The organism is Paenibacillus plantiphilus, assembly GCF_927798095.1.
GTDB lineage: Bacteria > Bacillota > Bacilli > Paenibacillales > Paenibacillaceae > Paenibacillus_Z > Paenibacillus_Z plantiphilus.
The window spans coordinates 108,663-124,382 of sequence record NZ_CAKMMF010000008.1; the positions used below are offsets into that span (position 1 = coordinate 108,663).

At 57.2% G+C, this 15,720-nt stretch carries 2 protein-coding genes; both read left to right on the plus strand.

The window, feature by feature from the left end:
* Nucleotides 1-73: 73 nt before the first annotated feature.
* The gene (locus L6H65_RS09160) at nucleotides 74-7,828 is read left to right on the plus strand and encodes a non-ribosomal peptide synthetase (RefSeq protein ID WP_236340279.1); all 7,755 of its coding nucleotides are present in this window, start codon (nucleotides 74-76) and stop codon (nucleotides 7,826-7,828) included.
* A gap of 37 nt (nucleotides 7,829-7,865) precedes the next feature.
* Entirely contained in the window at nucleotides 7,866-15,713 is a 7,848-nt protein-coding gene (locus L6H65_RS09165; RefSeq protein WP_236340288.1) for a non-ribosomal peptide synthetase, read from the plus strand.
* The last annotated feature ends 7 nt before the right edge of the window (nucleotides 15,714-15,720 follow it).

Here is a 15,720-nt window from a genome sequence, read left to right on the forward strand (position 1 = left end):
ATTCAACTTAAGCGATCAACTGAAAGACGAAGAAGCTTGTCCGGGGAGTCAAGCAAAAATGCTTCGGAGGTGAATGATGACTAAAGCGGATGCTATACAAAAGGTGTACCCTCTGACGCCAATGCAGGAAGGGATGCTGTTCCATTCCATGATGGACAATGGCTCCAGCGCTTATTTCACCCAGATGGAAGCGACATTGACGGGAAGCGTGGACCATGTGCTGTTCGAAGAGAGTCTGAACCGCATCGTTGCGGAATATGACATACTGCGCACCTTGTTTGTCCATCAGAACTTGCAGCGTCCCCGTCAGGTTGTGCTTCGTGAGCGGAAGATCGGGCTTCATTATGAGGATCTGCGTTCAATGGCGGTGGAAGAGCAATTGGGGCATATGGACAGCTTCAATGAAGAGAATCGCCTGCGCGGGTTTCAGCTTGCCAAGGATGCGCTGCTTCGTGTCGCATTGTTCCGCACAGGAGAGCGGGCGTATCGATTAGTGTGGAGCCATCATCATATTTTGCTGGATGGCTGGGGCTTCGGTGTTGTCATTAGCCGACTGTTCCAAATCTACGCTGCCCTGCGGGGCAAGGTGTCGATTCCGGCCTCTGCGGTATATCCGTTCAGCGAATATATCAAATGGCTGGAAAAAAGAAGCAAGGCGGATTCCCTCGCGTACTGGGGCCATATTCTGGACGGCTTCGATGCGCAGACATCATTGCCGGGGCGGCTTCACGGCGCTGAGGAGGGCGAATACCGCCAAGAACAGCGCGAGTTTGCCATTGGGCCGCAGCTGACCGAGCAGTTGAATCGCATGGCAAGGGGCTGCGGAACGACGATGAACAGCTTGTTCCAGGCGTTATGGTCAGTCCTTCTTGGCAAATACAACAGGACAGACGATGTGGCATTCGGCTCTGTTGTGTCCGGCCGGCCCTCCGAGGTGGCAGGCATTGAAAGCATGGTGGGACTTTTCATCAATACAGTTCCTGTCCGTGTGGTGCTGGAGAAGGGAATGACATTCGGTGAGCTTCTGTCGCGCATTCACTCCGGCGCGGTAGAGATGGAATCGCACAGCTACCTGCCCCTCTATGAGGTGCAGAATCAATCGGCGCTGAAGGGGGCGCTGCTGGATCATATTATGATTTTTGAGAACTATCCGCTTGGCAAGGATGCGGAGGGGGACAGCGCGGAAGCGGCAATCGGCTTCCAGGCGCATGTCGATCGCGTGTTCGAGCAAACGAATTATGACTTCAATGTGATCGTATCTCCCGGCGACGAGCTATCTGTCAAATTCAGCTATAATGCCAATCGTTTCGAGAGCGCCATTGTTGATCGCATCGAAGGACATCTGCGCGGGCTGATTGCGCAAATTACAGACAATCCTGCTGTTGAGCTGTCTCGGCTGGAGGTTGTCACAGGGGAAGAAAAGCGTCAGTTGATGGAAGGCTTCAACATGACTGCCAAGGATTACGGCGCATCAGAGCTGCTTCCGCTTCATGCCCTGTTCGAGGAGCAGGCATCGCTGACGCCTGAGCTTACAGCTGTCGTCTGTGGCGGCGCATCGCTAACCTACCGCGAGCTCAATGACGAGGCGAACCGGCTGGCGGGCATGCTGCGCCGGAGCGGCGCTGCTGATCGCATCGTTGCCGGCAGCATCGTTGCTGTGCTGGCGGAGCGTTCGCTGGATATGGCGGTCGCGCTGCTGGCGGTTCTCAAATCAGGCGCGGCTTACCTGCCCATCGATCCCGAATACCCGCAGGAGCGCATTCATTATTTGCTGGAGGACAGCGGAGCAAGTGTTGTTATTGCAGGGTCATCCTTCACGAAATTAGCGGAGGGCAAGGGCGTGCCGGTCATCAATCTCAATGATCGCAGCGCTTGGGCCTCCGAAAGTGCGGACAATCTCCCGCTTGCAGCAGGAGCTGATGATTTGGCCTATGTCATCTATACATCGGGCACGACAGGCAAGCCGAAGGGCGTTATGATCGAGCACCGCAGCATCGTCAATACGCTGCTTTGGCGGAGAGAGACGTACGGCTTCGGACCTGGGGACAGGACGCTGCTGTTCCTATCATTCGCGTTCGACGCCTTCGTCAGCACGTTTTTTGCACCGCTGCTGTCGGGTGCTGCTGTTGTATTTGCCAAGGACGAGGAAGCGAAGGCCCCCTTGGTGCTGAAGCGGCTCATTGCAAGCGAGCGGATTACCCATTTCAGCACAGTGCCGTCTATGTTCGCCGCCATTCTGGATGCGATAACCCCGGAGGAGGGAGCATCGCTAAAGGCGGTGACGCTGGGCGGAGAGAAGCTGTCTGAGGTGGTTGCCGCCAGAGCAGCGAGCAAACATCCGGGTCTGGAGTTGGTCAATGAATACGGGCCGACAGAGAACAGCGTCATTACGACCTGTTTGCGTCATGCGGAGGACGGTCGTCCGATCACAATTGGCGTCCCTATCGCCAATACCGAGGTATGGGTGCTGGGCGCTGACCTGCAGCTGCAGCCTGTCGGCGCAGCGGGGGAGCTTTGCATTTCCGGCAAGGGGCTGGCGCGCGGTTACTTGAACCTGCCGGAACTGACGAAAGAAGTCTTTGTTCCACATCCTTATATTGAAGGAGCAAGATTGTACCGGACGGGCGATCTGGCACGCTGGACAGCGGAGGGAGAGCTGCAATTCGTTGAACGGGCGGATCATCAGGTGAAAATTCGCGGCTATCGGATCGAGCTGGGCGAGATCGAAGCCGTGCTGCGCAAGCAGCCCTCCATCGAGGAGGCGGTTGTGCTGGCGCTGCAGGAAGGCGCTGGCTCGGGACAGCTCTGCGCTTATATAACCTTGGCGGCTGGAAGCAGCTGGGACGAAGCAGCAATAAGAAGTGCGCTGCAGGGCGAGCTTCCCGGATACATGGTCCCTGCTTTCCTGATTAGGTTGGAGAAGCTGCCGCTGACTGCCAACGGTAAAATCGACCGCAAGGCGCTTCCGGCGCCGGACTCGGACGGCAGCGCGGTGAGGGAATATGTGGCGCCGGGGACTTTGCTGGAGGCCAAGCTGCAGCCGATTTGGCAGGAGATTCTGGGTGTAGAGCAGGTCGGCGTTACCGATGATTTCTTCGAGCTGGGCGGTCATTCGCTGAAGGCGATGATGCTGATCACACGGGTCAAAAAGGAGCTAGAGACAGAGGTTCCGCTGAAGACGCTTTTCCAGCGTCTCACTATTCGCGACATTGCCCGCTATATAGAAGGGGATTCTTCGATGGTCAGCGGCTTTATCGCGATAGAGCCTGCTGAGCCGAGCGATACCTATCCCGTTTCCTCGGGGCAGCGCCGTATGTTCGTGATGGGGCAGTTCGAGAATGTTGGAACGGCCTACAACATGCCGGACGCTCTGCTGCTGGAAGGACCGCTTGATGCGGATCGGCTTGCGGATGCGTTTCAGCGTCTTGTTGAGCGGCATGAGCCGCTGCGCACCTCCTTTGGGATGATTGGCGAGGAAGTTGTACAACGAGTTCATCCATCTGCTGAGCTTGTCATTGATTACAGGGAAGCAGAGAACGCCAGGGAGGCCGAACAGGCGGTTCAGACGTTCATTCGTCCGTTCCAGCTCGACATCGCGCCCTTGATTAGAGTAGGACTTGTGAGACTGGAGCAAGAGCGGCATCTGCTGCTGCTTGATCTTCATCATATTATTGCCGATGGCGTGTCCATCGGATTGTTGATTCGGGATATGGCGGCTCTGTATCGCGGCGAGCAGCTGCCGGAGCTGAGAGTTCAGTATAAGGATTTCGCCCATTGGCAGTCTGGTCCGGCCTACTCGGAGCAGCTCAAGAAGGATGAGGCGTTCTGGCTGGAGCAGTTCCGTGATGGTGTGCCGACTGTAGACCTGCCTGCCGATTATTCCCGTCCGCTAGTGCGCGAATATGCTGGAGACCGCGTTGAATTCTCAGCCGCAGCGGGGCTGGCGCAGCGGATGCGCGAGCTGGCGTCCTCACAGGGCGCAACGCTGTTTATGGTGCTGCTGGCGGCTTATAAGGTGCTGCTGGCCAAGTATTCGGGGCAGGAGGATTTGGTCGTAGGCACGCCATCGGCGGGGAGAAGCCATGACGATGTGCGGGAGATGACGGGGCTGTTCATCAACACGCTTGCCCTGCGCTCCCGCCCTAGAGCATCGCTTGCCTTCACGGATTTCGTAGCTGAGGTGAAGAATCACTCCCTTGAAGCGTTCGAGCATGGCGAGTTTCCGTTCGAGGAGCTGGTTCAGAAGCTCGGCCTAACGCGCGATATGAGCCGCAATCCGCTGTTCGATACGATGTTTCTTATGCAGAACATGGACAAGGCTGAGCTGGAGCTGGAGCAGTTGAAGCTAAGCGCGTATCCGCATTCCAATGATATCGCGAAGTTCGATCTGACCTTTGGCGTTATCGAGCAGGATGACGGCACGCTTCTGTTCAGCATCGAATATGCATCCTCGCTATACAGCAGGGAAACAGCAGAACGGCTTGCCCGTCATTATGTTGGGCTGCTGGAGGCGATTGCCGCCGATCCATCGGCAACGCTGTCCAGTCTGGATATGCTGGGCGCACAGGAGAAGGAGCAGCTGCTGAACGGCTTCAACGATACTGCGGCTGATTATCCGCGAGCGGCGACGATTGTATCGCTGTTCCAGGAAAGGGCTGCTGCTGCGCCGCATCGCATTGCGCTTTCCTTTGGCGAGGAAAGGCTGGCTTACGGCGAACTGAACGCCCGCGCCAATGTGCTGGCAAGGAAGCTGCGGGATGAGGCTGGCATCGGCCGCGACGATCTGGTGGCGATTCTGCTGGATCGATCAGCTGACATCGTCGTCGTGATGCTGGCTGTGCTGAAGGCGGGCGGCGCGTATGTGCCGATTGATCCCGCCTATCCGGAGGACCGGATTCGGTTCATTCTGGAGGACAGCCGCACCAAGGCGGTGCTGACGCAATCGGCCTATCTGGGATTGGCCGGAACCGATGCGGGCATTGTGCTGGATCTTGATGAAGGAACGACCTTTCGTGGAGAGACAGGGGAGCTGGAGCCGATCAACGAGCCTGGCGATCTTGCCTACATTATTTATACATCGGGAACGACTGGCCGTCCCAAAGGCGTCATGATCTCCCACCGCAATGTGGTGCGGCTGCTGGTCAACGACCGGATGGCATTCGAGTTCAACGAGAGCGATGTATGGACGATGTTCCATTCGTACTGCTTTGATTTCTCGGTATGGGAAATGTACGGCGCTCTGCTGTATGGTGGCCATGTGGTCGTCGTGCCGCGCCCTACCGCGCAAAATCCGCAGGCATTCGCTGATCTGCTCCGCCGCGAGCGGGTGACGGTGCTGAATCAGACGCCAACCGCGTTCTATGCTCTTATTCAGGAGGAAGCAGGGCGGAATGATCATGATCTGGCGCTCCGATATGTCATCTTCGGCGGCGAGGCCTTGAATCCGATCATGCTGCATCCTTATCGGAGCAAATACCGTGATACGAAGCTGATCAACATGTACGGGATAACGGAAACGACGGTTCATGTGACGTACAAAGAAATAACGGATCGCGAGATCGAAACCAACATTAGCAACATCGGGACGCCGATTCCGACGCTGACCTGCTATATTTTCGATTTCAACGGAAGGCTTGTGCCGATTGGCGTCGCTGGCGAGCTGTATGTCGGCGGCGATGGCGTGGCTCGCGGCTACTTGAACCGGGAGGAATTGACTGCAGAGCGTTTCCTGCACAATCCGTACAAGCCGGAGGAGCTGCTGTACCGAACTGGCGATTTGGCCCGCCGAATGGCTGACGGCGAGATGGAGTATCTCGGCCGAATGGACCATCAGGTCAAAATTCGCGGCCACCGCATTGAGCTGGGCGAGATCGAAACGGTGCTGCTTCGCGATGAGCGGATCAGGGAAGTTATCGTCATTGCCCGCGACAACGGGAGCGGCGATCATGCGCTGTGCGCCTATGCCGTTGCCGATGCGGAGCTTACGGTCAAGGAACTGCGCGAATTAACGAAGTCGTCGCTGCCCGATTATATGGTTCCTGCCTACTTTATCCAGCTGGACGCCATGCCGCTCACCTCCAACGGCAAGATTGACCGGCGCGCGCTGCCGGAGCCGGATTTAAGCATGGCCTCCGGCACGGAATACAGCGCTCCGCAATCGGTTCGCGAGGAGCTGCTGGCGCAAATCTGGCAGGGTGTGCTCGGAGCGCCGCAAGTCGGCTTAGCCGACAATTTCTTCGCCCTTGGCGGCGATTCCATCAAGGCGATCCAGGTGGCGGCAAGGCTGAATGCGCATGGATTGAAGCTGGAGATGAAGGAGCTGTTCCAGTATCCCACTGTCGGGGAGCTTGCGCCGCGACTGACATCTGTTCTGCGAAGCATTGACCAGAGCGCTGTGGAAGGAGAAGCCGCGCTTACACCGATTCAGCAGTGGTTTTTCGGTCAGCAATTTACGGATGCCCATCATTGGAACCAGTCGGTCATGCTTTACAGCCCTGTACGTTTCGCTGAGGAAGCGCTGCGCGCCGCCCTCCATGCGATCGTGTTGCACCATGACGCGCTTCGCTTTGTATTCCGTTCCAGTCAGGGTGAGGCTGGCGGGGTGGCGGCGTTCAATCGGGGACCGAAGGACGAACCGCTTTATCACTATGAATGTGTCGATTTGACAGCAGAAGGGGATGAGCAGGCGGCGCTTGCCCGTCATGCCGAGGGATTGCAGAGCTCCATTGATTTGTCCGCAGGACCGCTCTTCCTGACTGTGCTCTATCGGACGCGCGATGGCGACCATTTGCTGCTCATCGCCCACCATCTCGTCATTGACGGCGTTTCCTGGCGCATTCTGTTCGAGGATTTGGAGCAGGCTTACGGACAAGCCTTGAACGGCGAGCCAGTAAGGCTGCCGCTGAAATCCGATTCCTTCCTCTACTGGTCGCAGCAGCTTGGGCAGTATGCCCTGAGCCCGCTCCTGCTTCGGGAAGCCCAGTATTGGAGAGAGCTGGAGACTGCGGATGTCAGGCCGCTGCCGCGAGAGCTGCAGGGTGGAGCGGGACGTTTCTCTGATCTGCGGACGGCTGAGTTCGAGCTGGATGAGGACGTGACAGAGGGGCTGCTCAAAGAGGCAGGACGAGCCTATAACACGGAGATCAACGATCTGCTGCTGACCGCGCTTGGCCTCTCTGTCAAGGGATGGTGCGGCATGGAGCAGGTATGCGTCAATCTGGAATCGCACGGCCGGGAGGCCATCGCAGAGGCGCTTGATATTTCCCGCACGGTAGGCTGGTTTACGTCGCAGTATCCGATCGTGCTGGATATGACAGCCGCCGCAGACGGGGACGGAGATATTTCCCGGCAAATCAAAGGGATCAAAGAACAGCTGCGTGCTGTGCCGAATAAAGGCATAGGCTACGAGGTTTTGAAATATATGACGCCGCAGGAGCTGCATGGCCTCCGCTTCGAGCTGTTGCCTGATATTTGCTTCAACTATTTGGGGCAAATCGATGGGGAGACGGACAATGAGACGTTCCGAAGCTCCCATTTCGACAACGGGTCGCCGGTGGGCTCCAAAGCAGAGAACAGCTTTGCGTGGAACTTCGGCGGCATTGTGGAGGACGGGCGTCTATCGATGAAATGCCACTATAACAGTCTCGCCTTCACGGAGTCTGGCATGAACCGCTTTATGGACATTTTCCGCAACAGTCTGACGTCGTTGATCGCTCATTGTATCGGACATGACGACTCCGAGTTGACACCGAGCGATGTGAGCTCGAAGGGAATGACGATGGATGAGATGGACGATATTTTCGAGCTGCTGGGAGAGAAAATGAACTGAGAAAGCAAATAGCCTTCAAGGGTCAAAGAGGTGTGAGATGTCAACGTTTAAGAAGGATCAAGTAAAGGACATGTACTATTTGTCCCCGATGCAGGAAGGGATGCTGTTCCATACGCTGCTGAATGAGGGCGCGACTTACTTCGAGCAACTGACTGTCCGCATTCACGGAGAACTGGATGCTGCCCTGCTGCAGCAGAGCATGAACACGATTGTGGAACGCTACGACGTATTTCGAACGACTTTTCTTCATGAAAAGGTCAAGCGGCCTGTCCAGGTTGTGCTGAAGGAACGCGCACTGACTGTCGGGATGGAGGATCTGTCCTCATTGGCAGCGGATGTGCAGGAGGAACGATTGGCGGCCCTTCGGCGTCAGGACCGCGAGGCAGGTTTTGACCTGTCGCGCGATATTCCGACCCGGATGATCGTCGTCCGCCTTGCGGGGGATCAATACGAAATGATCTGGAGCCACCACCATATTCTGATGGACGGCTGGTGCTTTGGCATCATTATCAATGAGCTGTTCAGCGTATACGCGGGCTTGAAGACGGGCGTGCAGCCTGCTCTTGGCCCTGTCTATCCGTACAGCGACTATATCAAATGGCTGGAGAGACAGAACCGCGAGGAAGCGCTGCAGTATTGGGGCGGCCTGCTGGGCGACTACGAGCAGGAGGCGGCGCTGCCGCGGCGCGATTCCGCTGCTGCTGGCGGTGGGAGCCATGGCGATTATAAGCAGGCCGAGCTTCGTTTCAGCTTCGGAACGGAGCTGACGGGCAAGCTGCAGGAGCTTGCGGCGAGCTGCCAGATTACGTTGAACACGCTGTTCCAGACGTTATGGGGAGTGCTGCTGCAGCGCTACAGCCATACGGAGGACGTCGTGTTCGGCTCCGTCGTCTCCGGCCGTCCCTCGGAGGTTCCGGGCATCGAAACGATGATCGGATTGTTCATCAACACGATTCCGGTGCGCATTCGCACATCAGGCGTCGAGACGTTCGCAGAGCTGGCTGCCGAGGTGCAGCGGCATGCGGTGAGCTCTGAGCGCTATGATTATATGCCGCTCTACGAAATACAGAGCTTGACGGCGTTAAAGGGAGAGCTGATCAATCATATTGTCGTCTTCGAGAACTATCCTGTCGAGAAGGAAGTGGCGGAGGGGAGCGAAGAAGACACGCTTGGCTTCGACGCCGGCGAGATCAGTATGTATGAGCAGACAAGCTATGACATGAATGTGATGGTGCTGCCGGGCGAGGACTTGACCGTCAAGCTGAATTACAATGCGTCCGTGTATGATACTTATCGGCTTCTGGCTCTGGAAGGACATCTTCGCGCGTTGGCTGAAGGGGCTGTCGCCAATCCTGACATTGCGGTGCGCGAGATGTCGCTGTTGACAGCCCAGGAGCTGGAGCTGCTGCAGTCGTTCAACGCTGCGGAATGCCCGACGAGCTCGTCCACGGGAACGGTGCATGCTCTGTTCGAGGAGCAAGCGGAGAGAACGCCAGCTGCACAAGCGGTTATGTTCGGCTCGCGAAGCATGACATACAGCGAGTTGAACGCCGATGCCAACCGGCTGGCTCATCTGCTGCAGAGGCAGGGCATCGGTCCCGGCAGGACGGTCGGCATTATGGCGGCACGTTCGCTTGAATTCGTTGCCGCTGTTCTGGCTGTATTAAAGGCAGGAGGCGCATTCGTGCCGATTGACCCGGAGCTGCCGACTGATCGGATAGTCTACATGCTTGACAACAGCGAAGCCGGGTTGCTGCTGGCAGCGCCGGAATGCGGGGAGGCCGCAGCAGATGCAGTGGAGCGTCTTCAGAGCTGCTGTGAGCTGCTGCCGCTCCAACGGGAGCGCTATGAAGAAGAATCGTCCGCCAATCTGCCTCCGCTGGCCGGTGCGAATGATTTGCTGTACGTCATCTATACCTCCGGCACGACTGGCCAGCCTAAGGGGGTTATGCTGGAGCATCGCAATATGGTCAATTTGCTTGCCTATGTGCATGGGAGTACAACGGTTCCCTATAACGAAAGCGTGCTTCAATATACGACGATCAGCTTCGATGTCTGCTATCAGGAGATTTTCTCCACCTTGCTTGCCGGAGGCACGCTCCATCTCATCGATAACGAGACGAAGCGCAGCGTGGAGAAGCTCACGTCATTGATTCGCCAGCAATCGATCTCTGTTCTGTTTCTGCCGGTTTCGTTCCTCAAGTTCGTCTTCAATGAGGCGGATTATGTGGCGCTCTTCCCGTCCTGTGTGAAGCATATTATTACTGCGGGGGAGCAGCTCGTCGTGCCTGATTTGCTCCGATCTTATTTGCACCGCCAGAGCGTCTCGCTGCACAATCACTACGGTCCTTCCGAGACGCATGTGGTGACGGCATTAACGATGGGGCCGCAGGATGAAATCGCAGAGCTGCCGCATATCGGCCGCCCGATTGCCAATACCGGCATTTACATTCTGAACAGCGGCTTGCAGCTGCAGCCGGTCGGCATCGTTGGCGAGCTGTATATCGCCGGACACAATGTCGGACGGGGATATATCGGCAATGACAGCTTGACGGAGGAGAAGTTCATCGCAAGCCCGTTCGGATCGGGGGAGCGCATGTACCGTACAGGCGATCTCGGACGCTGGCTGCCGGATGGCGGAATCCAGCTTCTGGGCCGGATCGACCATCAGGTCAAAATCCGCGGCCATCGCATAGAGCTTGGCGAAATCGAATCGCGCCTGCTCAATCATGGCGCAGTGACGGAAGCGGCGGTCATTCCCTATGAGGACGGCAAGGGCGGCAAATATTTATGCGCGTATTATGCGGCTGCAGAATGGCTGACTGCTCCTGAGCTGAGGAAATATCTGTTGTCGACGCTGCCTGACTATATGGTTCCATCGTATTTTCTCCAAATGCCGGAGCTGCCGCTAACGCCTAACGGCAAGACCGATCGGCGCGCGCTGCCGGAGCCCGACGTCAGCTTGCTGGCGGGAGAGAGCTATGTTGCGCCTACGAATGAGCTGGAACAGACGCTTGCCGGAATTTGGGAAGAGGTGCTTGGCGCGGCGCGGATCGGCATAACGGATAATTTCTTTACGCTTGGCGGTCATTCCTTGAAGGCGATGACGCTGGTGTCCCGCATTGGCAAGCAGTGCGGCGCCGATGTGCCGCTGAAGGTGCTGTTTCATGAGCCGACGATTCAGGCAGTGGCCCGGTATTTGAGCCGAAATGACGGACAGGAAGCGAAGCATGAGGGTATTCCGCAGGCCGAGCGACTAGACAGCTATCCCCTTTCTTCCGCCCAGAAACGGATGTTCGTTCTAAGCCAGCTTGGCGGCACACATACGGGATACAACATCCCCGGCATCTTCCTGCTGGAGGGAGAGCTGCAAATTTCCCGTGTCGACCTGGCGATGAGCAAGCTGGTGGAGCGGCATGAATCGTTCCGTACCTCCTTTCATTTGGCGGATGACGGAGAACCCGTGCAGCGCGTGCATGACAGAGTCGCATTCAGCATGAAGGTGACGGACGCCTCCGGGCTGCCGGAGCAGGATATTGAGCCCGAGGCGATGGCGGAACGCTTTATCCGCCCGTTCCAGCTCGATACGGCTCCGCTGTTCCGTGTTGAGCTGATCAAGCTGGCTGTGAACCGACATTTGCTGCTGTTCGATATGCATCATATTATAGCGGACGGTGTCTCGCTATCTATCATTATGGACGAATTTATTACGCTGTATCGGGGGGAAGCGCTGACGGAGCTGAAGGTGCAGTATAAGGATTTCGCCCTTTGGCAGAAGGGTCGAATGGCTTCGGAGAAGCTTCGTGAATCCGAGGCCTATTGGCTGGAGCAGCTGTCAGGCGAGCTGCCGCTGCTGGATATGCCGACAGATTATGCCCGTCCGCCATTACGGAGCTTTGCGGGCGAGCATCTGTCCATGACGGTTGCACCTGAGCTTGCGAAGGGACTACAGGAGTTGGCGGCAAGGGAAGGCGCGACATTATATATGGTGCTGCTGACCGCTTACTACGGGCTGCTGTACAAGTACACGGGGCAGACGGATATTGTGATCGGCACGCCGGTCGCGGGACGCACGCATGCTGATCTAGAATCGATGATCGGAATGTTCGTCAATACGGTGGCGCTGCGCGGAAAGCCGGAAGGCGGCAAAACGTTTCGCGGCCTGCTTGCGGAAGTGAAGCGGGGGATGCTGCAAGCCTTCGAGCATCAGGACTATCCCTTCGAGGAGCTTCCGGAACGGCTGAATGCCGCCCGCGATACGAGCCGCAATCCGCTGTTCGATGTGCTTTTCATGGTTCAGAACATGTCGGGCAGCGGCGAAGACCCGCATGGTCTGCAAGTAACGCCCTGCGAGTTCGAGAACAAGGTGTCTAAGTTCGACCTTACGCTTATGGCAGAGCCGTCCGATGAGGGGCTGACGCTCGGCGTGGAATATTGCACAGCCCTGTTCAAAAGAGATACGATAGAGCGTTTTCTGCGCTATTACGCGGAGCTGCTAAGAACGATTGCAGCCCAGCCGGATATTGCGCTTGCCGCAGTTGAGCTGCTGCCAGCTGAGGACAAGGACTTGCTGCTCCAGCAATTTAATGATACGAGCGTTGATTTTCCCGCTGATCGAACTGTTCCTGAGCTGTTTCAGGAGCAGGCGAAGCGCCTTCCAGCTGCGACTGCCGTCCGAATGGGCGAGCGGAGCTTGTCGTACAGTGAACTGGACAGGGAAGCCGACCGCATGGCCGGGCTGCTGCGGAACGCCGGTGCAGGCGCAGAGAGCATCGTTGCCGTCATGATGGAGCGCTCCATCGAGATGATCGTATCCATGCTAGCTATTCTCAAGGCAGGCGGCGCGTACCTGCCCATTGATATCGATTATCCGCCGGACCGGATTCGGTATATCGCCGAGGACAGCGGTGCAGCGCTGATCGTAACGGGGCGGCAGGAGCAAGACAAGGTCCGCGCTATTCTTGGGCAGGAGGCCGCGCTGTTCGTTTACGAGGATGGAGCGGTTGCGAGCGCCGAGGGAATTGTGGTGAACGGTGACGGGATTAAGGTGAACGGTGACGGGATTAAGGTGAATGGTGACGGGATTAAGGTGAACGCCGAAGGAATAGCGATGAGCGCCGAGGGAAGTGTGGCGAACGGTGAGCGATTAATGGAGGAACCGAGAACTATCTCGGTTGAATTGGAAAATTCCGTAGACCGCGAGAGTGCGTGCTCTACCGATCTGGCCTACGTCATCTACACCTCGGGCACGACGGGCATGCCCAAAGGAACGATGCTGGAGCAGCGGGGGCTTGCCAATTTGCAGACTTATTTCCGCGAGCAGTACGGCATATGCGAAGGCGACCGCATCGCGCAATTCGCCAGCAGCTCCTTTGACGCTTCGATATGGGAGACCTTCATGGCGCTGCTGACCGGGGCCAGCCTGCATCTGGTTCCGAAGGCCGCGCTGAACGATTATGGCAGCTTCGAATCCTTCATGAACGAGGAACGAATTACGGTCATTACGCTACCGCCGACCTTTGCGGTCCATCTGGAGCCTGAGCGTCTGCCCTATTTGCGCCGTCTCATCACGGCAGGCTCTGCGGCAGCGCGGGAGACGGTGAAGCGCTGGCTCGGCCGGGTTCATTATGTGAATGCATACGGACCGACCGAAACGACGATTTGCGCTACGGCCTGCGAGATCAATGAGGCCATGCTGGATTCGGCAGACTCGGTGCCCATTGGAGGACCGATTCCGAATACGAGCATTTATATCGTCAACGGCGAGAATCAGCTTCAGCCGATTGGTGTTCCCGGAGAATTATGCGTTGGCGGGGTCGGACTGGCCCGGGGCTACTTGAACCGCCCGGAGCTGACGGCCGAGAAGTTCGTGGCCTGTCCGTTTCTCCCCGGAGAGCGGATGTACCGCACTGGCGATCTGGCGCGCTGGCTGCCTGACGGCAGCATTGAATATATGGGCCGCATCGACCATCAGGTCAAAATTCGCGGCTACCGCATTGAGCTTGGCGAGATCGAAGCCTCGATGCTGAAGCATGGCTCCGTTATTGAGGCCCTTGTACTGGCTCGCCGCGATGAGGGGGGCGAAGCTTACCTGAGCGCTTATTATACGGCGCAAGGTGAGCTGGACGCTGCACTGCTGCGAGAGCATTTGTCCTCGCTGCTGCCGGCCTTCATGCTGCCGGCGCATCTGATTCGAATGGATGAGATGCCGCTCACCTCGAACGGCAAGATCGACCGCCGCGCTCTGGAGGAGCTTCCGCATGATGGTTTAGCGGACGGAGGGGTATATATACCGCTGCGCACAGACACGGAAGTGAAGCTCGCCGCCATATGGGCGGAGCTGCTCGGTGCAGAGCGCATCGGCCTGCACGACGATTTCTTCCGGCTTGGCGGACATTCCTTGAAGGCGATGAGCATGATCGCCAAGGTCGCTTCGGTCTGCGAGGTCAGGCTGGAGCTGGAGGAATTGTTCCGGCGTCCCACTCTTGAAGCGGTGGCCGCCGCAATCGACCGTGCGGAGCGGAAGACGCAATCCGCTATTATTCCGCTGCCGGAACAGCCGCATTATGCGGTGTCGGCTGCGCAGCGCCGCATGTACATTATGAATCAGTTCGAAGGGGCAGGAACCGGCTACAACATGCCGGGCGCAATGATTGTCGAGGGCGAGCTGGACGTGGAGGCGATGCAGGGCGCATTCCGCGCCATTGTTCAGCGGCATGAGGCGTTTCGAACGTCATTCGCATCGATAGGCGGGGAGCCTGTTCAGATTATTCATGCCGAGGCGCCTCTTGAGATGGCATGCCAGGTCGCTGAGGAAGCGGATATTGACGCCATTCTTCGCGAGTTTGTGCGCCCCTTTGACTTGGGACAGCCGCCGCTGCTGCGGGTTGGTCTGGTCAAGCTGGAGGGGGATCGGCATCTGCTGATGTTCGATATGCATCATATTATTGCCGACGGTGTCTCGATGAGCATTATGGTGAGTGAGTTTGCTCATCTGTACAGCGGAGGGATGCTTCCAGCGCTGAAGGTGCAGTTCAAGGAGTACGCCGCTTGGCAGAATCGGCTGTTTGCTTCGCCGGAATCTCAGCGGATGAAAGCGTACTGGTCAGAGCAATTTGCCAGTGGCGTTCCGCAATTGGCGCTGCCGACTGATTATCCAAGACCGCAGAAGCGCAGCTTCGAGGGCGATTCCATTACCTGTGCAGGCGATTCCGAATTGAAGCGCAAGCTGCACGAGCTCGGCGAGGAGACGGGGGCAACGCTCTTCATGACACTGCTTGCCGCCTACAATGTGCTTCTCTCGAAATATGCGGGGCAGGAAGATATCGTCATTGGTGCGCCGATAGCGGGAAGACCCCACGCCGATCTGGAGGGTGTAATGGGCATGTTCGTCAATACGCTGGCGTTAAGAAATTTCCCACGGGGCGATCTGACTTTCACCGCCTTCCTTCACGAGGTGAAGGAGCGGACGCTCGGAGCGTTCCAGCATCAGGAATATCCGCTGGAGCAGCTTACCGCTTCGCTTGGCCTTCAGCGCGACTTAAGCCGCAGCCCGCTCTTCGATACCGTCTTCAGCCTGCAAAATATCGGCAATGAAGCGGAAGAGCTTCAAGGGCTGCAATTCAAGCCTTACGAGACGGGCAGCACAATCGCGAAGTTCGACCTGACGCTGTCGGCGGCGGAGGAGGACGAGGGCTTCCGTTTTTGCTTCGAATATGCCGCATCGCTGTTCAAGCGGGAGATGGTAGAGCGGCTGGCGGGCGATTACTTGAAGCTGCTGGATATCGTTGCAAGCGATCGTTCCATCTGTATCCGCGATATTAAGCTGATTGAAGCCGGGCGCATGAATAATGTGCTCGATGAAGATATGCAGTTCCATTTCTGATTGGGTT

Bases quoted from the DNA above. Each gene is read 5' to 3' on its own strand.
- L6H65_RS09160 (WP_236340279.1), top strand. From the start codon at position 74: ATGATGACTAAAGCGGATGCTATACAAAAGGTGTACCCTCTGACGCCA.
- L6H65_RS09165 (WP_236340288.1), top strand. From the start codon at position 7,866: ATGTCAACGTTTAAGAAGGATCAAGTAAAGGACATGTACTATTTGTCC.